The sequence below is a fragment of the Deinococcus hopiensis KR-140 genome (assembly GCF_900176165.1).
Lineage (GTDB): Bacteria > Deinococcota > Deinococci > Deinococcales > Deinococcaceae > Deinococcus > Deinococcus hopiensis.
Window position 1 is genome coordinate 803,971 of record NZ_FWWU01000009.1, and the last position, 22,300, is coordinate 826,270.

The 22,300-nt window shown below is 68.4% G+C and carries 21 protein-coding genes; 12 read left to right on the forward strand and 9 right to left on the reverse strand.

Going from position 1 to position 22,300, the window contains the following annotated elements; genetic code table 11:
• Positions 1-90: 90 nt before the first annotated feature.
• A complete protein-coding gene (locus B9A95_RS17420) occupies positions 91-993 on the reverse strand; it encodes an alpha/beta hydrolase (protein WP_084048454.1) in 903 nt (300 codons plus the stop codon).
• A gap of 152 nt (positions 994-1,145) precedes the next feature.
• Between B9A95_RS17420 and B9A95_RS17425 the strand changes: the two genes are divergently transcribed.
• The gene (locus B9A95_RS17425) at positions 1,146-2,417 is read left to right on the forward strand and encodes a lycopene cyclase family protein (RefSeq protein ID WP_084048455.1); all 1,272 of its coding nucleotides are present in this window, start codon (positions 1,146-1,148) and stop codon (positions 2,415-2,417) included.
• Positions 2,418-3,400: 983 nt separating this feature from the next.
• Complete coding sequence (gene sdaAB, locus B9A95_RS17435) at positions 3,401-4,081, forward strand: L-serine ammonia-lyase, iron-sulfur-dependent subunit beta (protein ID WP_084048457.1); 681 nt, start codon at positions 3,401-3,403, stop codon at positions 4,079-4,081.
• A gap of 654 nt (positions 4,082-4,735) precedes the next feature.
• On the opposite strand, the gene B9A95_RS32425 is transcribed toward sdaAB, so the two are convergent.
• Both B9A95_RS32425 and B9A95_RS33865 read right to left on the reverse strand, forming a co-directional pair.
• Positions 4,736-4,960 carry a hypothetical protein gene (locus tag B9A95_RS32425; RefSeq protein WP_139806853.1) on the reverse strand — a complete coding sequence of 75 codons (225 nt, stop codon included), beginning with the start codon at positions 4,958-4,960 and terminating at the stop codon, positions 4,736-4,738.
• A 53-nt stretch (positions 4,961-5,013) separates the two neighbouring features.
• A complete protein-coding gene (locus B9A95_RS33865; RefSeq protein ID WP_170928687.1) occupies positions 5,014-5,169 on the reverse strand; it encodes a hypothetical protein in 156 nt (51 codons plus the stop codon).
• Between the two features lie 257 nt (positions 5,170-5,426).
• Here B9A95_RS33865 and sdaAA point away from each other — a divergent pair, with 257 nt between their 5' ends.
• Positions 5,427-6,311 (forward strand): L-serine ammonia-lyase, iron-sulfur-dependent, subunit alpha, encoded by an 885-nt coding sequence (sdaAA, locus tag B9A95_RS17440; RefSeq protein WP_084048458.1) that lies wholly within the window; start codon positions 5,427-5,429, stop codon positions 6,309-6,311.
• 1,319 nt (positions 6,312-7,630) lie between these two features.
• Here sdaAA and B9A95_RS17445 read toward each other — a convergent pair.
• The 3 genes from B9A95_RS17445 to B9A95_RS17455 are packed head-to-tail and all read right to left on the reverse strand — an operon-like array spanning position 7,631 to position 9,079.
• Positions 7,631-8,008, reverse strand: coding sequence for a PadR family transcriptional regulator (locus tag B9A95_RS17445; RefSeq protein ID WP_084048459.1), 378 nt, complete (start codon positions 8,006-8,008; stop codon positions 7,631-7,633).
• A 49-nt stretch (positions 8,009-8,057) separates the two neighbouring features.
• Entirely contained in the window at positions 8,058-8,738 is a 681-nt protein-coding gene (locus B9A95_RS17450; RefSeq protein ID WP_084048460.1) for an HAD family hydrolase, read from the reverse strand.
• Positions 8,738-9,079 (reverse strand): histidine triad nucleotide-binding protein, encoded by a 342-nt coding sequence (locus B9A95_RS17455; protein WP_084048461.1) that lies wholly within the window; start codon positions 9,077-9,079, stop codon positions 8,738-8,740. The genes B9A95_RS17450 and B9A95_RS17455 overlap by 1 nt, the downstream gene beginning before the upstream one ends.
• Positions 9,080-9,126: 47 nt before the next feature.
• On the opposite strand from B9A95_RS17455, the gene B9A95_RS17460 reads away from it, so the two are divergent.
• On the forward strand, positions 9,127-10,119 hold the full coding sequence (locus B9A95_RS17460; RefSeq protein ID WP_084050800.1) for an SDR family NAD(P)-dependent oxidoreductase: 993 nt from the start codon (positions 9,127-9,129) through the stop codon (positions 10,117-10,119).
• Positions 10,120-10,155: 36 nt separating this feature from the next.
• Here B9A95_RS17460 and nadE read toward each other — a convergent pair whose 3' ends face one another.
• A complete protein-coding gene (nadE, locus tag B9A95_RS17465) occupies positions 10,156-10,992 on the reverse strand; it encodes an ammonia-dependent NAD(+) synthetase (protein ID WP_084048462.1) in 837 nt (278 codons plus the stop codon).
• A 464-nt stretch (positions 10,993-11,456) separates the two neighbouring features.
• On the opposite strand from nadE, the gene B9A95_RS17475 reads away from it, so the two are divergent.
• The 6 genes from B9A95_RS17475 (at position 11,457) to B9A95_RS17495 (ending at position 17,037) form a co-directional block, all read left to right on the forward strand.
• A complete protein-coding gene (locus tag B9A95_RS17475) occupies positions 11,457-12,830 on the forward strand; it encodes an MFS transporter (protein ID WP_084048464.1) in 1,374 nt (457 codons plus the stop codon).
• Positions 12,827-14,263: a nicotinate phosphoribosyltransferase gene (locus tag B9A95_RS17480; RefSeq protein WP_084048465.1), complete on the forward strand. Its 1,437-nt coding sequence runs from the start codon at positions 12,827-12,829 to the stop codon at positions 14,261-14,263. Before B9A95_RS17475 ends, B9A95_RS17480 begins: the two co-directional genes overlap by 4 nt.
• Entirely contained in the window at positions 14,260-15,189 is a 930-nt protein-coding gene (locus B9A95_RS17485) for an adenylyltransferase/cytidyltransferase family protein (RefSeq protein ID WP_084048466.1), read from the forward strand. The genes B9A95_RS17480 and B9A95_RS17485 overlap by 4 nt, the downstream gene beginning before the upstream one ends.
• 240 nt (positions 15,190-15,429) lie before the next feature.
• Positions 15,430-15,648 (forward strand): type 2 periplasmic-binding domain-containing protein, encoded by a 219-nt coding sequence (locus B9A95_RS33870; protein WP_170928688.1) that lies wholly within the window; start codon positions 15,430-15,432, stop codon positions 15,646-15,648.
• Positions 15,645-16,001, forward strand: a complete 357-nt coding sequence (locus B9A95_RS33875) for a type 2 periplasmic-binding domain-containing protein (protein ID WP_170928689.1) — start codon at positions 15,645-15,647, stop codon at positions 15,999-16,001. Before B9A95_RS33870 ends, B9A95_RS33875 begins: the two co-directional genes overlap by 4 nt.
• Positions 16,002-16,092: 91 nt before the next feature.
• Positions 16,093-17,037: a ferritin-like domain-containing protein gene (locus B9A95_RS17495; protein WP_084048468.1), complete on the forward strand. Its 945-nt coding sequence runs from the start codon at positions 16,093-16,095 to the stop codon at positions 17,035-17,037.
• A gap of 40 nt (positions 17,038-17,077) precedes the next feature.
• Here the strand turns inward: B9A95_RS17495 and meaB are convergent, their stop codons facing one another.
• The gene (gene meaB, locus B9A95_RS17500; protein ID WP_084048469.1) at positions 17,078-18,043 is read right to left on the reverse strand and encodes a methylmalonyl Co-A mutase-associated GTPase MeaB; all 966 of its coding nucleotides are present in this window, start codon (positions 18,041-18,043) and stop codon (positions 17,078-17,080) included.
• 580 nt (positions 18,044-18,623) lie between these two features.
• Entirely contained in the window at positions 18,624-20,762 is a 2,139-nt protein-coding gene (gene scpA / locus B9A95_RS17505) for a methylmalonyl-CoA mutase (protein ID WP_084048470.1), read from the reverse strand.
• A gap of 100 nt (positions 20,763-20,862) precedes the next feature.
• Here scpA and rpe point away from each other — a divergent pair, with 100 nt between their 5' ends.
• Together rpe and B9A95_RS17515 are read left to right on the forward strand one after the other, a co-directional pair.
• A complete protein-coding gene (rpe, locus tag B9A95_RS17510) occupies positions 20,863-21,567 on the forward strand; it encodes a ribulose-phosphate 3-epimerase (protein WP_245808358.1) in 705 nt (234 codons plus the stop codon).
• The gene (locus tag B9A95_RS17515) at positions 21,564-22,277 is read left to right on the forward strand and encodes a 2-phosphosulfolactate phosphatase (protein ID WP_084048472.1); all 714 of its coding nucleotides are present in this window, start codon (positions 21,564-21,566) and stop codon (positions 22,275-22,277) included. The genes rpe and B9A95_RS17515 overlap by 4 nt, the downstream gene beginning before the upstream one ends.
• Positions 22,278-22,300: the final 23 nt, after the last annotated feature.

Consider the following 22,300-nt stretch of genomic DNA (forward strand, 5'->3'; position numbering starts at 1 on the left):
AACTTCCGAAACGCTTGTGGAGAGAGAAGACCAGCCCAGGCTGGCAGCTGGCGCTGATGCGAGAATCCCACCTTTTTAAAGGTGGGATTCTCAATTCACCCGGTGCGCCTCGATAAAGTCGGTCACCCGCTGGCGTGTCGGCCCCAGTGAGGTGAGGGGACGGGCCAGCGCCGCGGCGATGGTGATGTGGTTGAGGCCCGGCAGCACGGTGCGGGTGACGGGAATGCCCGCTTTTTTCAGCGCCGCTTCCATGTTCAGGGCATTTTGCGGATAGACCGTCCGGTCGTTTTCCGCCACGAGGAGCAGGTGGGGCGGGGCGTCCGGGCGGACGTGACGGTCCGGCATGACCTCGTCGGGGGTGCTGCCCTCGGGAAAGGCATTGCGGCTGGCCAGGGGCCGGAAGTCGTAGGAGTAGGGTCCGGCGATGCCGATGACGCCGCGTACCGCTGAGATGGGCACGCCCGCCTCGCGCAACCAGCGCGCGTTGTCCACGGCCTCCACGGCGTTGAAGCCGCCGGCAGAGTGGCCCATCACGAAGAGGTTGTCGGGGCCACCACCGAAGCGCGTGGCGTTGTCGCGCATCCACCTCAGGGCCGCCGCCGTGTCCTGCACGTAGGCGGGATAGCGGTTTTGCGGCGCGAGGCGGTAATTCATCACGCCCGTCACGTACCCCACCCGCGCCAGGCTCTCGCCCACGAACCTGTGCCCCATCTTGTCGCCGCCTTCCCACGAGCCACCGTGGACAAACAGCACGACGGGCGCGTTCTGTGCGTTCTGAGGCGCGTACACGTCCAGGACATTGCGGGCGTCTGGGCCGTAACGCTGATCGGCAGCGACGTTCAGGCCCCGGGTGCTGACGGCGCGGTTGAGGGTGTTTTGCACGTTCACCGCCGAGCACCCCGTGAGCAACGCGCCCAGCGTGAGCGTGCTGAGCGCCAGCCACCCCAGGCCGGACGGTGCCTGCCGAGAAGAAGAGGTTTTGCGAGAAGGCATGGGGCAGGCTAGCTGCCCCGCTGCCCGGCCTTGGGCACGCTGGGCACACTCCGCGGCCCACCCGGCTTGAGCCTTCCTTGACCCACCGCCCAGGAGCGGCCCGCACGAACGCCTACACTTTTGCGCCGTCCCCGCGCGCTAGCCTGCCGGGGATGCCGCCCTCGCCTCCCCGAACCGATGTGCTGGTGGTGGGCGGCGGCCCGGCGGGAGTGGCCCTCGCGTCCGAATTCGCACGCCGAGGCCTGCGCGTGCGGCTCGTCGCGCCCGAAGAGCCCCGGGCCTTCGCGCCCACCTACGGGGCGTGGCTGGACGAGCTGCCCGGCTGGGCCCAGGCCTGCCTTGAGGCGGTGTGGACCGATGTCCGCGTCTACATGACGCAAACGCCCACCCCGTTGCTGCGGCCCTACGCGCTGCTGGACAACGCCGCACTGCTGGACGCCTTGTTGTGCCGGGCAGGGAAGCACCTGACCTGGACGGTGGGCACGGTGCGCGGCGCGGCGCGGGCGGGGGAGGGCTGGGAGGTCCACGGCCAGGCGGGCGAACGCTGGTGGGCAGCGGTGGTGGTGGATGCGGGCGGGCACGCGGGAAGTTTGCGGCGGCCGCGGCATCCCGGCGGCGCGGCCCTGCAGACGGCCTACGGCGTCGTCGCCCATTTCGACTCGCCGCCCATCTCGCCCGGCAGCACGGTGTGGATGGATTACCGCGCGGAACACCTTCCGGCCACAGACGTGCGCGCCGCGCCCACCTTCCTCTATGCCATGCACCTCGGCGGTACACGCTACCTGGTGGAGGAGACGAGCCTGATCGCCCGCCCCGCGCCATCCCGCGCGCTGTTGCGGGAGCGGCTGTACGCCCGCTTGAGGGCGCTTGGTGCCCTCCCTGGCGAGATCGAGCGTGAGGAGTGGGTCGCCTTTCCTATGAACGCCGCCGCCCCTTTGCCCGGTCCCTGGCTGGCCTTCGGCTCGGCGGCGGGCATGGTGCACCCGGTCAGCGGTTTTCAGGTGGCGGGCGCGCTGAGCGCGGCGCCGGAGGTAGCGGATGCGGTGACGGGTGCCCTCGTCGCGTCTGGACCTGAAGCGGCGGTGTGGGCGGGGTGGTCCGCCCTGTGGCCTCCCGAGCGCCGCGCCGCCCGCGAACTTGCCCTGCTGGGCGTCGACGCGCTGTTGGCGCTGCCGGGGAACATGCTCCCCGACTTCTTCCGCGCCTTTTTCGGGCTTCCCGCCTCTGAGTGGCGCGCCTTTCTGTCGCATGGGGCCGGGGCGGGGGACCTCGCCCGCACCATGCTGCGGGTCTTCGCGGCCGCGAAGCAGGGGGTGCGTCTCCCCCTGGCCCGCGCCGCACTCAGGCAACCTGGGGTCAGTGGGCGGGGGTTGCTGGCGGTCGCCAGACGGTCGGACCGGACTGGTGGGGGGCCGAACGGGTAGAAGGGGAGGGCGTCGTGGAGGCCCTTATGGTCAATGACCTTGTTGTCAACGTCTCTCCCATAACCTCAACTGCGAGATGTCGGTCAACCTTCCTGATCGGCTGCGTTCGCTGGGCCATGCCTGGGCCTGGGGCAACATGGCGCTGAGGGCGGTGCTGTGCCGTTGGCCCTGGTGGCCGTGGGAGGCGGCTTGCCCGCCGATTTGAGCGTGGCCCTGCCCCTGCTCGCCGTATGGTGTTTGCGCGCATCCCGGGAAGCTGGCGTCAGCGGTGGCCCGGAGATGAGGCTCAGAAATACGTGGGTTGGCCTGGCGGTGTCCCTTCGTCCTCTTCGCCGCCAACCTGCCGCTGGTCCTGGGAACCCTGACGCAGCGTCCGGGGGCCACGACGCTGGGCTCTGAAACCGCTGCTGCTGCTGACCCCCCCTGCCCCTGCGGGCAGTGGGGCTGCTGGCCGCGCAGATCGCCGACGTGACGCAGCTGCAGGTCCTGGAGCGGACGGGGGTACTGACCCAGCCTGGCCCATCTCGGCAAGCTCCCGGTGTGGGCAACCGGCACGTTCTGGACGGGGCGCTGGCCGCTCTGGAGGACCCCCCCGCACCTGCTGTTGCTGGACACCGACGCATTCAAGTCGATCAACGGTGCGTGTGGGCACGGCGGGGGGCGCCCGGGTGCTGGAAGCGCTCGCGAGGCGCTGGGCAGCCCTACCCCTGGAAGCGGGGGTTCGTGGTTCTGCTGCGCGGAACGGCGCTCCTTCAGGCCCGGGATCTGGCGGAGCAGGTGGGCGTGCGCGCCGGGCAGGGTTCCCTGCGCGTGACCGTTTCTCTGGTGGAACGGGCCACCCCTGCTGTACGCTGCCAAGCGTGGCGGGCGAAACCGGGGCGGGGCCGATCCGCTCCACCCCTCAAACGCAGGAGGTCTTCACGCCCTGAGGACTGTCCCGGAAAGTGGGAAGGCCAGGTGAGGCACACGTCTATACTTCTTCCATGTCTCTTCTCGACATGATCGGCCCCGTGATGATTGGGCCGAGCAGCAGCCACACGGCGGGCGCGTGCCGCCTGGGCCTGGTAGCGCACCACCTTCTCGGTGGCGTGCCCCAGCGGGCGGTCATCGGCCTGCATGCCTCCTTCGCCAAGACGGGCCGGGGCCACGGCACCCACCTCGCCCTCGTCGCCGGACTGCTGGGCTGTTTTCCCGATGATCCTCGGCTGCCCCGCGCCTTTGAGGAAGCCGGGGTGGCTGGGCTGAAGGTGGAATTCCGGGATGTGGACCTGGGAGACGTGCATCCCAACACGGCCCATATCGACCTTACGGGCGAGGGACCGGAGGGAGCCGAGGTGCGCGTCGCCGTGCAGGGCAGTTCCACGGGCGGCGGCGTCATTCTGGTCACGCAGGTACAGGGGCTGGGGGTCAACTTCAGCGGGTCTGCGCCCACGGTCTTGCTGCGGTATACGGACACCATCGGCATGATTGCGCGTATTGCCAGCACCATCGCGGCCGATGGAGTGAATATCGCTTCGCTGACGTGTACGCGGGAGAACCGCGGGGGGCAGGCGCTGCTTGCCATCGAGTTGGACGCGCCGCTGAGTGCTGCGGCGTTGGCGTTTTTCAACCACTGGCCGGATACGAACTGGGTGCGGTTGCTGCCGAAGTTGATGGATGGGTAGGGAACGGGGCCAGGGGTCTTGCTCCAGTTTCTCCCCCCTGCCCCACCGGGGCAGGGGCGTTTCGCCGCGCCCCCGCGAGGGGCCCGTTTGGTTGGAATGCGGGTGTTGTTCACGGCCCGGACTGGTTGTGTTGCCTGCCTGGGCCACCGTCCCGCTGCGCGGAGCGGCGTGACTCAGGGAGTCGCTTGCGGGCCCTGTGGGGACGGATGGGGCGGTGGCGTTCAGATTCTAGGAGCAGAGGGTCCTGCTTTTGACCCTCTCCCACAAGGGGAGAGGGCCTTACGAAGCAAGGGGTGTGGAGGCCAGCGGGGCACCCCGTCCTCTACTCACACCGCACTGCCTCAATCGGCGTCAGGCTCGCCACCCTGCGCGCGGGCCACACGCCGCGGCACCAGCCCGGTCAGCGTCGCCGCCTCGATCAGGAACTGCCCCAGGGTGCCACGGCGTGCGCTCGGTGACGGACACCAGCATCATGTTCATGATCCCGATTCCGCCTGCTCGGTTGAAAAGAAGTCCTCTTTTTGACAGCTGTTCTCGGCCGCCGATTCTGGCGGGCATCGCCTGCAGCACGCCCGTAATCTGCTTGAACTGGTCCACAAACTGATCGAAGTTCTGGAAATCGAAATCCGCCGGGCCGTCAGGATGCGGCGCAGGTCACGCTGCGCCCGGTCCTTGTCGGCCCCGGGCCAAATTCGCAGCGTCAGGGAGGGGTATTCGCCGCGCGTGTAGGAGTAGCGCCGCCGCGAGTTCGTTCCACCCCTCCACCCGCGTCCGCCACTCGGCGTGGTGCAGGCGCGGCTCGCCGAATTCGGCCTCCCGCAGCGCCTGCGCGGGGCCCAGCCACGCGTCGTCACCTGCCCAGGAGCCGGGGCGAACCACCCGCAGCCCGGCCGTCAGGTCCCGGGGGAGGTCCTCGCTGGCGGGCGCCCTGCTCAGGCCCGCATGGCCCGTCGCCGTGACTTGCCAGCCCTGCGCGGCGCCCAGGCGAGCGCGGGCCAGGTCACGCTGCCCCTGCGCCAGGGTGACGCCCGGGCTGCCAGCAGGGTCAGCCCCAGCAGGGCCGCTCCCCAGATTCTGTATCTGCTCACGGCCGTCCTCGCGGCTGGAAGGTCGCCGGTTCCTGCCCGTCCGCGTCCCCGCTCTACATGGGGCAAGTCACACAGCTTGACGGATTTGCGCGGAGTCGTGGAAGCCCCGCCAACTGTCCCCCTGCCCCGGACAGCGTGAGGAACGAAAGGGACAGGCTGTCTAGACGCTTAAGAAAAGAGCGTTACACTCGGCCTATTCGGACGTTCCCCAGACTGCCCGACCCGTATTGCCCGACACCGTGCCGAAGGAGGCGCTCATGACGCTGGAAGAACTGATGAACGCCCCTGCCCCGGCCTCCGCCTGGGTGCTCGCCCAGGACTGCGCCGAGACGGGCCTGGACCCCGCAGATATCCGCACGGAGATGGCCCGCCGCATACTCGAGATGCGCGACTCCATCGGGCGTGGACTGCAAAGCGGCGCGAAAAGCATCACCGGCATGGTGGGCTGGAACGCCAAGGGTCTGTGGGACGCGCCGGACATACTGGGCGCACCGCTCCTCAAGCGGGTGCAAGCGTATGCCATGGCCGTCAACGAGGAAAACGCACGTATGGGCCGCATCGTCGCCGCCCCCACGGCGGGCAGTGCGGGCACCATTCCAGGCGCATTGATCGGCGTGGCGGACCATCTGGGGCTGAGTGACGAGCGCCTGGTGGACCCCATGATTCTGGCGGCGGGCGTCGGCAAGGCGATCAGCAAGCGCATGTTCATCTCCGGCGCGGCGGGTGGCTGCCAGGCCGAGATCGGCTCCAGCGCCGCGATGGCTGCCGCCGCTGTGGTGGAACTGCTCGGAGGCACGCCCCGTGCGGCCGTTCACGCGGCCTCCTTGGCCCTGATGAACACCATCGGCCTGGTGTGCGATCCGGTGGGCGGGTACGTGGAGGTCCCCTGCGTGAGCCGCAACGCCTTTTACGCCGTCCACGCTGTTAGCGCGGCCCAGCTGGCCCTCGCGCAGCTCGAATCCTTTATTCCGCCTGACGAGGTGCTGGGCGCGATGGCGTCTGTGGGCCGCATGATGCCCGCTGCCCTACGTGAAACGGCGGAGGGTGGCCTGGCCCAGACGCCCACGGGGCTCGCCGTTACCGCCCGCATGGAGGGGCGGCAGGAGGACGCGGGCGGGATGATCGAATTGCCGATGGCTTGAGGTTGGGGACGTGGGTGGGTTGTAGGGGATGGGTCAGGCGCTCAGGCCCTACAGCTCGCTCCAGCCTGCACCGCGATGCTCGCCTGCCAGCCGCCTTCCGTGCGCTTCACGATGTTCCGCGTGTTCTGCAGACCAGCATCACGTCGGGGTAGAAGTACGTGGCGCGGGTGGGGGTGTACAGCTGCATGTCGGCCTGGGAGTGGCGGCAGTTTTGCCGCAGGGCATCGGGGTAGAGGTCCCCACAGGCAGTTCGCCCCCCTCGGCATGGAGGGGGTACGCGAACCTCCCCAAATGTTTGCGTTTGTAGCGGCTCCCGCACCCGGACTGCAGGGATTTGGCCTCGCTGATTGCCTGGGAACGTCCTCCCACGGCGTCGTCTGATGGGCGTACGCCGGGGGGCCACCTGTAACGGAGGAACTGCCCCACTGCGGCTCCATTTGCCGCCAGGACCACGAGAACGGGGGGAGCAAAGCCGGGGGACAGGAGGGTTCCTGCGCCGAGCTTCCATTGCGGGGCCAGCGTGACCAGCCACCTGGGGCAGAGAGGCGGGCGCGGCGTCCAGCACACCGTGAGGGACGCGAAGCGGAAGAAGTCAGACCCAAGCCGACAGCGGCGAAGGTCCACATCAGGCCGGGCCAGAACGGGCGAGAGGGCTGCACGCCCGGTAAAGACCCGTGCGGTCAGGCCCCAGGTTCGGGCGAACTGCAGGTGCCCGGCGGCCGAGCCCCGTCCGTCCGGTCCAGCGTTCGTCGTCCATGCTGGCGCCCCGTTGTTTAGAGCAGTGGTCCGAATTGCGCCGCGCGTGGAAGGCGCAGCCCTCACGGCGCGCCATTCTCCCGCACGCGCATCTCGCTCGCCGGGCTCGGTCAAAAAGAAGTCCGCACGTTGACACATGCTCTATGGCGACGTGCCAGTCTTTGGGCCCATACCCGTCGGTTCCGCCTCACCGCGGTGGACGAGGCTCGCCCAGACGCCGAGGAGAACCACTTCGGCGCAGACTGACCCAACAAGCCAGCGGTACGGGTCTGGGCAGCAGTGGGTGACAGCTTCGGCCGTGTCACGGCTTCGGCCCTTATGCCTGCAGCGGCGCTCCCCACCCAGACGGCAGCGGCGAGCAACCAGAGTGAAACGGGCTGGAGAAGACCGCCGCGATCACTGGGCGTCTCGCTTCCAACCTGACCGGCAGCAGGCCCGAAAGGACCAGCATGCCCGTCAGGCTGACCCCGAAGCCCCACCGGTTCTCAGCGGTCCACCTTTGCAAGTGGGTTCTTGGGTCAAGTCCCAGGGTATTCGGCCAAAGAAAGCCGCCATGACCCGCTTTACCGCGCCTCCGGCGCCCACCCCGCATCGTCTACGCTCGCCGCGTTCTCCATCCCCTTGCGCCAGCCTTCCAGCCTCACGGGAGCGCTCCCTTCAGGCAGGTCAGGGCCTGCTCCCTTCCGTTCCCGCGCCAGCCGCAGCCCTTCTTCGGTCAGGGTGTAGATGTGGCGGGGCGGCTTCCCAGGGTGAGGCGAGTCCTCCCACTCGGCACCCAGGTGCCCGCTTCCGTGCAGCCGCTGGAGGATGGGGTAGAGGGTGCCACCCTTAAGCCCCGTCGCCTTGCTCAGGTCATAGCCGTAGCTGGGGCGCGGGTGGGTGGTCAGCAGGGTCTGCAAGACGGCCTGCGTGTGTGGACTGGAATTCGGAGACCTGGCCATACCCTCTCTCTCTAGACTTTGAGGTCGAGGGGCGCGCAAGCCCCTGGAATTAGCCCATCGGACCCAGTTCGCGGCGCAGTTCCTCATGGGAGGTGAGGAGGCGCGCCGCTCCCGCACGCCGCAGCGCCTCACCCGTATCCGGGTGGATGTGTCCTCCGGCCAGCAGGCCCCAGACTGTCGCGCCCGCGGCCACGCCCGCCGTGACTCCGGCTGCGCTGTCCTCTACCACCAGGCAGCGGGTGGGGGAGACGCCGAGCGCCCGCGCCGCATGTTCGTAGAGGTCCGGCAGGGGCTTGCCGCGTCCGCCGACGTGGGCAGGATCGTAGGCGTGCTCGCCCACCAGGGCCGCCAGTCCCGACGCCTCCAGCTTCAGGTGCAGCCGGGACCGTAGGCTGTTGCTCGCCACCGCGAAGGGACGGTCCGCTCGGCGCAGCGCCTCCAGCGTCTCCCGCGCGCCCTCGATGGTGGGGGTGGCCCGAAAGGCCTGGGCCAGTCGCGCGTCGAGTTCGGGCAGAAAGCCTTCCGGTTTCTCCCAGCTGTATTCCTCCCGTAACCAGTTGAACAGGGCGCGGTGCGTGCTGCCCACGGCGCGGGCCATAAAGGCGCCCTGTTCGATGGTCAGCCCGTGCTCGTCGAGCAGCGCCACCCATACGCCGTTTGCCAGGAGTTCGCTGTCCACCAGCACACCGTCGAGATCAAACAGGACGGCGCCGAAGGTTTGAGCCGGCATCACGTGTCGCTGTCCGGCCCATTTTCCCAGCCCGCGAGGACGTGAATGTGGGTGTGAAATACCACCTGCCCGCCGCCGGGGCCGCAGTTCACCGCCAGGCGGTAGTCGGCTGCGTGCTGCCGGGCCACCTTCACCGCCGTCAGCCACAGCTGCCCCATCTCCTCCGCGTCTTCGATCTCATCCACGCGGGCCGTTACCTTCTTGGGAATCACGAGCAGGTGAATGGGGGCCTTGGGCGCGATGTCGCGTATGGCGATGAAGCGGTCGTCCTCGTACACCACGGCTGCGGGAATTTCCCGGGCGATGATGCGTTCAAACAGCGTGGGGCCAGCGTTGTCCATGCCTTTACTCTAAGCCCTGGGCTGGAAGGGGCTTTTAAGCTGTGAAGATGCGACTGCCCAAGCGACTCCTCCTCGCCGCCGGAATCGGAGCCCTTTCCGCCCGCCGCCTCCTGAGTGCTCCGTATCCCCTGGGGGGCAAGAGCGTGCTCATCACGGGTGGCTCGCGCGGGCTGGGGCTGGCCCTGGCGCGGGAATTCACGGCCAGGGGTGCGAAGGTGACCCTGATGGCCCGCACCGGCGACGCCCTGGAACGGGCTGCCCAGGAATTGCGGGCCAGCGGGGCGGCCGTCCACACGGTGGTGGGAGACATTACCGTCGCCGCCGATCTGGAGCGCGCGGTGGAGGAGACGGCGCGGGCGCACGGCGGGCTGGACGTGGTGGTCAACAACGCGGGGCTCATTCAGGTGGGACCGCTGGAAAACATGACCGAAGCCAATTTCCGCGAGGTCATGGAGGTGAACGCCTTCGCGCCCCTGTGCCTCACGCGCGCCGCCCTGCCGCTGCTGCGTGCCGCGCGGGGCCGGGTTCTTATCGTGGCGTCGGTGGGGGGCAAGGTGGCGGTGCCGCACCTGGGGCCGTATTCCATGAGCAAATTTGCCGTCACCGGGCTGGGTCAGGCCCTCCGCGCCGAACTCGCCCGCGACGGCGTCGGCGTCACCACCGTCTGCCCCTCGCTGATGCAGACGGGCAGCGCCCGACACGCTGAGGTCAAGGGCCGCCAGGAGCGGGAATACGCCCTGTTCGCCACGGTGGACAACGTGCCCGTGGTGTCGCTGGACGCGGCCACAGCGGCGCGGCGCATTGTGGACGTCCTCGTACGCGGCGACGCCGAGGCGATGATCGGCGGCCCGGCCCTGCTGCTGCGCTACGCCCAGGCCCTCGCGCCCCAACTGGTGGCCGACGTGATGGCGCTGACCAACCGGTTGCTGCCCGGTCCCACGCCGAGCAATGAGGGCGTGCGGGGCGCGAACGTCGAAACGCCGGTGACGCAGAACAACCCCATCAAGCGGGCAGCGGAGGCGGCGCACAACGAGGGGTGAGCAGAGGCGGGATACGTTTTCACCCGCGCTCCGCTCCTATTGCCCGCTGTCCACCGTCCACCAGTCATCAAACGGCGTGACCGGCAACGCCCGCTTGTGCCGGGTGTTGCGGTAGGCGGTTTCCAACTTTTTCGCCACTTCCGGAGCCACCTCGCGCCCTTCGAGGTAATCGTCGATCTCGGCGTAGGTCAGGCCCAGAGCCACCTCGTCGGGAAGGCCGGGGCGGTTGTCTTCGAGGTCCGCTGTGGGAACTTTGCGCCAGGTGGACTCCGGTGCGCCGAGGTGCTGCAACAGCTGTGCGCCCTGGCGTTTGGTCAGGCCGGTCAGGGGCGTCAGGTCCACGCCGCCGTCGCCGTGTTTGGTGAAAAAGCCTGTCACGGCCTCCGCCGCATGGTCCGTTCCCACCACCAGCAGGTTTGCCTGTCCGGCGAGGGCGTACTGGGCGATCATGCGCTCGCGGGCCTTGATGTTGCCGCGCACGAAATCGCGCATCTCCTCTCCCAGGGCTTCGGCCGCCGCTGCCGCGCTCGCGTCCGCCGCTCCCTTGATGTTGACGGTGACGTGCCGGTCCGGGTGGATAAAGGCCAGGGCCAGCTGTGCGTCGGCCTCGTCGGCCTGCACCCCGTAGGGCAGACGCACGGCGAGGAAGGTGGCGTCGCCCCCCGCTTCCCGCACCCGCTCAGCGGCGAGCTGACATAGCCGCCCGGTCAGCGTGCTGTCCTGCCCGCCGCTGATCCCCAGCACGAAGCCGCGTGCGGGCGTGGAGCGCAGGTAATCGGCCAGAAAGGCCACTCGGCGCTTGATCTCCTCCGCCGGGTCAATGTCGGCGAGGACGTTCAGCTCTTGCCGGATCAGGTCACGGGTGGAAGACATGGGCCAAGTATCCCACGGGGCGTTTTGGCCGGAAGGTGCCGTTCTGTTCACGCTTGAGAGCGGACTGTGCGAATGGGACGCGTCACGTTGGGCGCGACTGAAGTGTGAATAGGGGAGGGCAAGGTGACTGACATCGCCCCAGACGTTCTCCTGCCCGGAAACGCGTTCTCTGCGAAACAAGGCCCGCTTCACATCGGGTTCCGTACCCAACTGGTTCTCGGTGTGGGCTGGTATCCCGGGGGAAACCCGGATGATGGGTTTTCGGCGTTCGCGCCGTTCGTAACCACAATTGGGGCCCTGCGGCGTTGCGGTTGGGGGCGGGACGTGGAGGAGATGCAGGACAGGGGGCGTCACCCTGTTCCATGGATTGAGGCGGAGATGAACGCCTTCCCTGACCCCAAAGCTCAAGGCTTTCCCAGTGCCTTCCTACGTCTCCCAATTGAGCCGCGCCCTACCTTCGGAGGATGACCGCCTCCGCTCCACCTGAAAAAGCACTGGCTGTAGATGATGCCGTGGACCGCCTGGGCCTCGGGCCTTTTCAGTGGCGGCTGCTGGCCATCTGCGGCCTGACCTGGGCCGCCGACGCGATGGAGGTGCTGCTGATGGGTTTCGCGCTCCCTGGCATCAGCGCGGCGTTCGGGCTGGCGCGCGGTTCGGCCACGGCCACCTTGCTGCTGAGCGCCACCTTTGCCGGAATGCTGGTGGGGGCGATGTTCTGGGGCTGGCTGGCGGACCGCATCGGGCGGCGGACGGTGTTCCTGGCCACCGTGGCGCTGGGGGTGGTGTTCGGGCTGCTGGGGGCCGCCGCGCCGGGGGTGACCTGGCTGGCACTGGCCCGCTTCCTGACCGGCTTTGCCATCGGGGGCACGTTGCCCGTGGACTACGCGATGATGGCCGAGTTTGTGCCGACGGCGTGGCGGGGGCGGTTCCTGGTGTACCTGGAAAGTTTCTGGGCGCTGGGAACCGTGGCGGTGGCGGCGCTCGCCTGGGGCCTGAGCACGTACTTTGAACCCGGGCAGGCCTGGCGCTGGCTGCTGGGTCTGGCCGCTCTGCCCGGTGTGGTGGGCCTGGTGGCCCGGTTGGGCATTCCGGACTCGCCCCGCTCGCTGCTGGCGCGGGGGCGGGAAGCCGCGGCACGGGAGGCCCTGTCGCGGGTGGCGCGGGCCAACGGGACCACGTTGCCGGACGTGCCCCTGCTCGCCCCGCCACCTGCGCCGCGGATCACGCCCGCCACGCTGTTTGGGGGCGTACTGGCCCGCCGCACCGTGCTGCTCGCGCTGATCTGGTTTGGGCTGAGCCTGGGGTATTACGGCCTCTTCTCGTGGCTGCCCTCGTACCTGCGGGCGCAGGGGTTGGAGCTGGGCGCGGTGTACCGCACGTCGCTGCTGCTGGCGCTGGCGCAGATTCCAGGCTATGTGCTGGCTGCCTACCTCGTCGAGCAGGTGGGCCGCCGCGCCACCCTCGTCGGTTACCTTGCCGTCTCGGCGCTGGGGGCGTACCTGTTTTTGCTGGCGGGGACCCCGAACGCCGTGCTCGCCACGTCGGCGCTGCTGTCCTTCGCGCTGCTGGGGGCGTGGGGAGCGCTGTACGCCTACACGCCGGAACTGTTTCCCACGCCGGTACGCACCACGGGCATGGGCTTCGTGTCCAGCATGGCCCGCCTCGCTTCCGTGCTGTCGCCCAGCGTGGGCGCGATGTTGCTGACCGGACGACTCGGGGTGGCGCTCACCCTCTTTTCCGCCTGCTTCGCGGTGGCAGCGGTGTGCGGCTGGCTGATCGGCGTGGAGACGCGCGGGCAAAAACTCCCCGACACCCTGCTGCCGGAGAATGGCGCATGAGCTCGCCCCTTTTTACGGACCTCTACCAGCTCACCATGATGCAGGGTTACTGGAAACACGGCCTGCACACGCAAGAAGCCGTGTTCGACCTGTACTTCCGCAAGCTGCCTTACCGGGGCGGCTTTGCGGTATGGGCCGGGCTGGGTCCAGCGCTGGAGATGCTCGAAACGCTGCACTTCGGTGACGCCGATCTAAGCTACCTGGATACGCTGGGCCTCTTTCAGCCCGCCTTTCTGGACGCGCTGCGCGGCTGGAAGTTCTCTGCCCGCGTCACTGCCTTCCCGGAAGGCAGCGCCGTGTTTCCCCACGAGCCGCTGTTGACCGTGCGGGGGCCGCTCTGGGAAGCGCAGCTGGTGGAGACGGCGCTGCTGAACACGCTGAACTTTCAGACGCTGGTGGCGACGAAGGCCGCCCGCTGCGTGTTGGCCGCCGAGGCCAGCCCCCACGGCGGACAGGTGATCGAATTCGGCGCACGCCGGGCGCAGGGGCCGGACGGAGCCCTCAGCGCCGCGCGGGCCGCTTTTGTGGGTGGGGCTGTGGGCACGAGCGATGTGGAGGCCGCCCGCCGCTTTGGCCTGCCTGCTGTGGGCACCCATGCCCACGCCTGGGTGGAGAGTTTCCCGGACGAATTGACCGCCTTTCGCGCCTACGCCGAGTTGTACCCCGACTCCACCACATTGCTGCTGGACACCGTTGACACGCTGAGAAGCGGGCTGCCCAACGCCCTGACCGTTGCCCGCGAACTGCGCGAGCGCGGCCATGAATTGCGCGGCGTGCGGCTGGACAGCGGAGACCTCGCGTACCTGTCTTGCCGCATCCGCTCGGCCTTCGACGAGGCGGATTTCCGAGACGTGAAGATCGTTGCCAGCAACGACCTCTCGGAATCCGTAATCGCCTCCGTGATCGCGGAGGGCGGCCGGGTGGACACCTACGGCGTGGGCACGCAGCTCGTCACGGCGGGTGGTGAGGGCGGCGGAGCGCTGGGCGGCGTGTTCAAGCTGGCCTCGCTGGGCGGCGTGCCCCGCATGAAACTGACCGGTGAGCCCGGCAAGTCCAGCCTGCCCGGCGAGAAGCGGGTGTGGCGGGGCACGGACGACGAGGGTCTATACGCTCTGGACGCCCTGACCCTCGGAGACGTGCCGCGAGCGGGGGACCGGGTGAGCGATCCCACCAACCCGCTGCGCTTTTCTCGCCTCTCTGAAGGCCTGACGTGGCATGAGGCGCACGCGCTGGTGATGGAAGGTGGCAAACGGACGGTCCCTGGCGAAGCCCTGCCCACCGTGCAGCTCCGCGCCCGTGCGGAGCTGGCCCGGCTTCCGGCGGGCACGCGCCGCCCCCTCAATCCGCACCTGTACCGGGTTGGGCTGGGCGACGACGTGGCGGCGCTGCGGGAGCAGGTGGCAGAAGGGCTGCGGGCGCACACGAAGGCATGACCGATCTGCCTGCCGCCGTCTATGTGGGCCGCTTTCAGCCTCCGCACGCAGCGCATGTCGGAACGGTCCTGCACGCCCTGCAACGCGCCAGGCGGGTACTCGTGCTACTGGGAAGCGCGAATGCGGCCCGCTCTGTCCGCAACCCGTTCAGCGCGCAGGAGCGGGCGCAGATGTTCCGGGCAGCCTTGCGGGAAGTGGGGGGCTCACCGGGCCGCGTCGTGTTCCGCCCCCTGCCGGACCGTTTCGATGCTGACGCCTGGGCAGCCGATGTGCGTGCCCAGGCGGGAGAGGTGTTTGGCCCTGGTGCGCGGGTTGCCCTGGTGGGCTTCGAGAAGGACGCCAGCAGCGCCTACCTGCGCTGGTTTCCCGGCTGGGAACGGCTGGGCGCGCCCGAGGTGCCGGGGCTGAACGCCACCGATCTGCGCGCGGTGTGGCTGACTGGCCAGCCTCTGCCCAGAGCGATGCCGGGAGCGGTGCGAACGTTCCTGGCCCAGTTCGCCGGGACCCCAGCCTTCGTCCGCCTTCAGGCCGAGTGGAAGGCGGTGCAGGCGGCCCGCGCCCTGCTGCCTCCAGGCGCACACCTCCACGAGGAACGCTGGCTCCGCACCGAGGGCGGGCAGGTCTGGCTGCACACCCGCACTGGTCCTGTGGGGCAGGGGTTGTGGGAATTGCCCGGGCGGGTGCTTCCCCTGGGGCGAACGCCACCTGGCGGGGAAGCGGCCCGCTTCACCCACCCCGCCCGCGCCCTGATTGTGCCCACCACGGCACACGTTTACTGGGAATCTGTCCCTGCCGGACACGCCGCGCGGCCCGTGCCCCTCGCGCTTGCGCTGGCCCGGCCTCGCCGCTTTCATGAGGACCACCACGTGATTTTGAGCCGGATGCTCAGCCGCGGGGAAGCGGGAACGCTCCGGCTTCGGCCGTGACTCCTCCGTGCGGACCTTCCTTTTGAAAGTTCTTCACCGGTCTTCGCAGCCCGTTCGCTTCGCCCCATCCTCCTGCGCCTCAAGGAGAAAGGAAGGAACGCGCCTCCTGCTTTCCGCGCTGCCGCTGTCTGTCGTCCTGTCCGCGGCCCGGACGCGGGCGGAAATGCGGCGCTCTACTGGAGCGCTGCGCCTGGCGACGAGCGCCGATGATCAGCCGTACAACTCCGAGGAAGATGGAAATTGTCGGGGTTCGGGGTGGCGCTCGGCAACCTGCTCGCCAAGCAGAGGGGGCCCAGGCCGCGGTGGGTCAAGCACAACTTCGGCGCGTTGCTGACCGACTTCGACAAGAACGAGCACGGCGGGGTGACCGCCGCGCGCGCCATGACCTCCACCCGCCTCAAGGCCGTGGACTTCGCTCCACGCCTGTGGCGGCGGGCAGCATCAACCGGGGCTTCTTGAAGAAGCTGCCCTTCAGGAAGCAGCTGCAGGTCTACCGCATCTTCGGCGACGCCATCAAGGCTGTGGCTCCGGGCGAGGTGGACGCCGTACTGGTGGACAGGCTGACGTTCCTCAGGGCCACCAAGACCTACAGCAAGGCGGGCCTGACCCTTGGAGCCCCCGGAGCGGCAACTGCTGTGCAACAGGGCGGCCGTGCTCTGCGCCCCGCACGAAACCCGGCGCTGGCGAACGTGCTCAAGGACGGCCTGTACACGCAGGCGTCCATGAAGTTCTTCGGCCCCGACCTTCGTTGCGGCGGCCGGAAGCCCACATCGTCCGGAGGAGCAGGAGCCAGAGAACGCCCCTTTGTGTGATTCCTTGCAAAGTGATCCACTCCCGAGCCCGGCTGCATATATCCCGGTGAAGCTGCCCGACGTTCCGGCGCGGGCCTTAACGGAGGTATCTATGAACCAGGACCAGACCACACTCGCCCCGCAGACCACCGACACCACTGGTGCCCCCACGGCAAACACGCAGGGCACGAGCCGCCGCGCGGCCCTGGGCACGCTGGGCAAGATCGGCCTGGGCGTGGCTGCCTTCGGCCTGGCCCCGGAAGCGCTGGCGGCGCCCGCCAAGAACATCGACGCGGACGTGCTGAACTTCGCGCTGAACCTCGAATACCTGGAGGCGGCGTTCTACCTGGCTGCTGTGGGCCGCATCAGTGAGCTGCGCGCCATCGGTGGTGGGGCCGAGATCAGCCTGCCCGCCAGCCTGGACCGTACGCGCGGCATGTCCTTTAAGGACAGCAACGTGCAGGCACTGGCGCAGGACATCGCCGAGGACGAGCTGGCGCACGTCAAGTTCCTGTACGGCGCGCTGGGCAAGGCGGCCGCGCCCCGGCCCTCGCTGGACCTCTCCAAAGCGTTCGACGCGGCGGGTCAGGCGGCGAGCGGCGGTGCCATCAAGGGCTTTAACCCCTACGCGAACGATCTGTTTTTCCTGCACGGCGCGTTTATCTTTGAGGACGTGGGCGTCACCGCGTACAACGGTGCGGCCACCCTGCTGACCAACCCCGCCTTCCTGCAGGCGGCGGCGGGTATCCTGGCTGTGGAGGCGTACCACGGCGGCGCGATCCGCTCCATGCTGTTCCAGCAGCGGCAGGTCAGCGCGGCAGCGGGCCTGTATGTGGGTCAGGTCGTGCAGGCCATCAGCAACCTGCGCGGCAAGGTGGGCGGCGGCAAGGACCAGGGCCTGACCGATGCCAAGGGCAATGCCGTGATTGCTCCCGCCGATACAAACGGCGTGGCCTACGCCCGCTCTACCCGCGAGGTGCTGAACATCGTGTACCTCGCGCCCGGAGCGCACAAGGGCGGGTTTTACCCGAATGGGCTGAACGGCAGCATTCGCTAAGCCGTCAGCTTTCAGCCCCTGGCAAAATGAAGGGCCGTTCCTACGGGAGCGGCTCTTTTCGCTCCGTGGGGGAGAGGAGGCGGTGCACAGCCTGAACGGGGGTAAGGGCTCCGCCCAGGACCTCGGCGCGGAGGCGCCGCAACCTTTCGGAATCCGTCCCCGCTTGAAACACGCGCCAGGCCGCCTCTCGCAGCAATTCGTCGAACCACAGGGCCGTCTGTCCCTGACGTTTCTGACGCACATCCACGGCTTTCCGGTACGCCTCCACCGCTGTCCACAATTCGGGAATACCCTTGCCCGTCAGTGCGGAGGCTTGCAGGGCGCGGGGCCGCCACGGCGCGTCGTGGGGGGTAAGGAGCCTGAGCGCCGCTGTCAGTTCGGTCTGCGCCCGCGTCGCCGCTTTGGAGTCCGCGTCGGCTTTGTTCACCACGCACAGGTCCGCCAGTTCCATGATGCCGCGCTTGATGCCCTGAAGCTCGTCGCCCGCGTTGGGCAGGGTCAGCAGCACGAAGAGGTCCGTCATGGCGGCCACCTGGGTTTCTGATTGGCCCACGCCCACAGTTTCCACCAACACCACGTCGTAGCCCGCCGCCTCGCACATGGTCATTGCCTCGCGCGTGCGCCGGGCCACGCCGCCCAAGGCGCCGCCACTGGGGCTGGGACGGATGAAGGCGTGTGGGTGGACCGTTAGCCGGGGCATCCGCGTCTTGTCGCCCATGATGCTGCCGCCCGTGCGTGCGCTGCTGGGGTCCACCGCCAGCACGGCCACCCGGTGCCCAGCGTCGGCGAGGTGCAGGCCCAGGGCCTCGATCAGTGTGCTTTTGCCCACGCCGGGCACGCCCGTCAGGCCCACCCGGATGGACTTCCCAGCGTGGGGAAGCACGTCCGTGAGCAGTTGTTGCGCCTGCGCTTCGTGCTCGGTCCGGGTGGACTCGGTGAGGGTGATGGCGCGGGCGAGGGCGCGGCGCTGGCCGGACAGAAGGGGAGCAGTCAGGGGATGGGCCATCGGGTGGGGGCGCAATTGCGCTTGGGGTGGTTGGAGAAGGAAGGGCGAAAGGTCAACGCGGGCAGCAGGGGAACGGTGAGGGTCGAGGGCGGACGTTCAGGGGAAGGGCCGACTTTCCAGCCTTTTTCCCGCACGGCGGGTGTCTCTTCCTGAGGGCCCATATGCCACCTGGTCCCGGGCCGACTCCTGTCACGGGGGCGGTTCCACACGGCGGTCTGCCGCCTTCCCAAACCGTCACAGGGAAGCGTCACATCCTCGTAGGCGTTTATGATGAGAGAACGTGAAAAACTGACCCCTCGGAGGCGTTTGCGCTGATCGCGCCGCTGCCCTACAGCACCGAAAGCGCCAAAAGAGAGGAGGGGAGCCTGACCGCACGGTTTGGAGCGTGCGGCCGTGGCCGATTGCCAAGGGGTGGGCCGGGCTGCCATAGCGCCCATGCCCGAAAAGGCACCCCACACGGCGGCCGAGCCCAAGGGGCTGCCTTTTGGCCCTACGGCGCGCGCCCCTGCGGTACGTTGACCGGCTGTATCCTGCATGCCTGACCTGACCGGGACAACGGCGGACGGGCCGCCCCTGTGCATCAAGGCAGGCCCGCTCGCGTCTGCAACAGCCCCAGCACCTCCCGCGCTGAGTGCAGAATCGGAGTTCCCGGCCCGAAGATCCCCGCCACGCCCGCTGCCCGCAGCGCTGCGTAGTCCTGCTGCGGAATCACGCCGCCCGCCACCACCAGAATGTCGCCTGCGCCCTCGGCCTTCAAAGCCTCCACAAGCTGAGGAATCAGCGTCTTGTGGCCGGCGGCCTGGCTGCTCACGCCAATCACGTGAACATCGTTCTCCACCGCCTGCCGAGCGGCTTCCCCGGGGGTCTGGAACAGCGGACCCACGTCCACGTCAAAGCCGAGGTCCGCAAAGCCTGTGGCGATGACCTTCGCGCCCCGGTCATGGCCGTCTTGCCCCATCTTCACCACCAGGATGCGCGGGCGGCGGCCCTCGACCTCGGCAAAGGCTTCGATCTCGCTTTGAAGCGCCGCGAAGCCCTCGTCGCCCTCGTAGCCCTGGGCATACACCCCGGACAGGGTGCGGACCTCGGCCTGGTGGCGGCCCCACACCCGTTCCAGGGCGTCGCTGACCTCACCCACCGTGGCGCGGGCGCGGATGGCGTCCACGCTCAGGGCCAGCAGGTTGCCCTTGCCGGTGCGGGCAGCTTCTTCGAGCGCCTGCATTGCGGCTTCCACGGCGCCCGCGTCACGCTCCGCCTTCACCCGGTTCAGCCGGGCAATCTGCGACCCACGCACCACGGCGTTGTCGATGTCCAGCACGTCCACATGCGTTTCTGCGGTGGGGCGGTACTTGTTCACGCCCACGATGACGTCCTCGCCCCGGTCGATGCGGGCCTGTTTGCGGGCTGCCGACTCCTCAATGCGCAGTTTGGGGACGCCACTCTCGATGGCCTTCGCCATGCCGCCCAAGCCCTCCACCTCGCGCATGAGCTCCCGCGCCTTTTCGGCCAGGTCGTGCGTCAGCCGCTCCATCAGGTATGAGCCGCCCCAGGGGTCCACGACGTGCGGGATGCCCGTTTCCTCCTGGATCACCAGCTGGGTGTTGCGGGCAATTCGCGCCGAGAAGTCGGTGGGCAGGCCAATGGCCTCGTCGAAAGCGTTGGTGTGCAGGCTCTGGGTGCCTCCGAATACGGCCGCCATCGCCTCAATGGCCGTACGCACCACGTTGTTGTAGGGGTCCTGCTCGGTCAGGCTCCAGCCTGAGGTCTGACAGTGGGTTCGCAGGGCACGGCTCATGGGGTTTTGGGGGTTGAACTGCGCCATGATCTCGTCCCACAGCAGCCGGGCGGCGCGGAGTTTGGCGACTTCGGTGTAGAAGTTCATGCCGATGGCGAAGAAGAACGACAGCCGGGGCGCGAACTCGTCCACACCCAAACCTGAGGCGAGGGCCGCTCGCACATACTCCAGGCCGTCTGCCAGCGTGTAGGCCAGTTCCAACGCGGCGTTTGCCCCCGCTTCCTGAAGGTGGTAGCCGGAGATGGAGATGGAATTGAAGCGCGGCATCTCACGCGCCGTGTACGCGATGATGTCGGCCACGATCCGCATGCTCGGCGTGGGCGGATAGATGTAGGTGTTGCGCACCATGAATTCTTTGAGAATGTCGTTCTGGATGGTGCCAGACAGCTGTGCGCGGGGCACGCCCTGTTCCTCGCCCGCCACGATAAAGGCGGCCAGCACCGGCAACACCGCGCCGTTCATGGTCATGCTGACCGACATTTCACCCAGTGGGATGCCGTCGAACAGGATTTTCATGTCCTCGACGCTGTCGATCGCCACGCCCGCCTTGCCCACGTCGCCCACCACCCTGGAGTGGTCCGAGTCGTAGCCCCGGTGGGTGGCGAGGTCAAAGGCCACGCTGAGGCCCTTTTGTCCGGCGGCGAGGTTGCGGCGGTAGAAGGCGTTCGATTCCTCAGCGGTGGAAAAGCCGGCGTACTGGCGGATCGTCCAGGGCCGGGCCGCGTACATGGTGGCGCGCGGTCCCCGGGTAAAGGGCGGCAGGCCGGGCAGGGTGTCGGCCCTGACGCCTTCCAGATCGGCGGACGTATACAGCGCCTTGAGGGTCAGGCCCTCGGGCGTCGTGCGGTTGAGCGCTTCGGGGTCTGCGCCGCGCAGGTCCTTTTGCGCCAGCGCCTTCCACGCGGACAGGTCAGGTCGGGTCATGGTTCCTCCGTGCCTTGCATGATGCCACGTGGCAACCAAACGGGCGTTAGGAAGGGGACGGTCAGATCTCTGCCAGATGAGGAAGGTTAGAATAGGGGGCGTGACCTCCAATTCAGTGGGTTCTTCTCCTTCTGGCCCTCCGGCTCCTGGTAGGCGGCAGGTCAAGCTCGCCCCCAGCCTCCTCGCCTCCGATTTCACGCGGCTGGGTGAGGAGCTGCAGGCCATCTCAAGCGCGGAATACGCCCATGTGGACGTGATGGACGGGATGTTCGTTCCCAACATTTCCTTTGGCATGCCCGTACTGGCGGCGGCGCGGCGCGTTTCCAGCCTGTATATGGACGTTCACCTGATGATTGAGCGGCCCGAGCGCTATATCCGCGACTTCGTGGAAGCGGGCGCGGACGGCATCACGGTGCATGTGGAGGCCACGCCGCACGTCCACCGCGCCGTGGGGATGGTCCGCGAACTGGGCAGACGGGCGGGTGTGACCCTCAACCCCGGTACGTCGCTGGAAACGCTGCGCCCAGTACTGGCCGATGTGGACCTCGTGCTCGTCATGAGCGTGAATCCAGGCTTCGGTGGGCAGAAGTTCATTGCGCAGAGCGTGGAGCGCATCCGCACCCTGCGTGCCTGGCTGGACGAACTCGGCAGTGACGCCGAGTTGGAGGTGGACGGCGGCGTGACGCCCAGCAATGCCCGGCTGCTCGCGGACGCCGGGGCGACGGTGCTGGTGGCCGGGAGCAGCGTCTTTGGCAAGGACGGCGCGGCGGCGGGACTGACACGGCTTCGGGAGGCCCTCGCTTGAGACTGCGGGTGGACCTGCTTCCCCACGGCCAGTATTCGGACGTGGTGATCGTGGTGGACGTGCTGCGGGCCACCACCACCGCCGTCACCTATCTGGAGCGCGGCGCAGATGCCCTCTTGCTGACGGCCACCCCGGAAGCGGCCTTTGTCCTGCGCGGTGAGGGGGTGGTGCTGGGTGGCGAGCGCGGTGGGCTGCCCATTCCCGGCTTCGACTTCGGCAACAGCCCGGTGGAAGCGGCGGCGCAGAACTTCACGGGCAAAACGGTGGTGATGAACACGACGAACGGCACGGGCGCGGCCCATACCGGCGCTGCGACGGGCAAACACGTCTTGCTCGCCGCGCTGACCAACGCCCACGCCGCCGCCCGCCGTGCCCGGGCAATGGCGACCGAAGAAATCGCCATCGTCTGTGCGGGCACCGATGGCCGCGCTGGGCTGGAGGACGTGTACGCCGCCGGGGTGCTGGCCGAGTACCTGCTGGCGATGGGCACCTTTACCATCGATGACGGCACCCGCATGGCCCTCACCGTCCGCCGCAGTGCCGACAGCCCGCTGGAAACCTTGAGCAGCGCCACCCACGGGCAGACCCTGCTGAATTTGGGCCTGGGTGACGACGTGCGTTACGCCGCGCAGATCAGCACGAGCACGGTGGTGCCCGTGCTGCTGGAGGGGGAGGGCCAGTCCTCAGCGGACGCGCTGCGGTTCATGTGAGACTCATGCTCAACGGGGTAGAT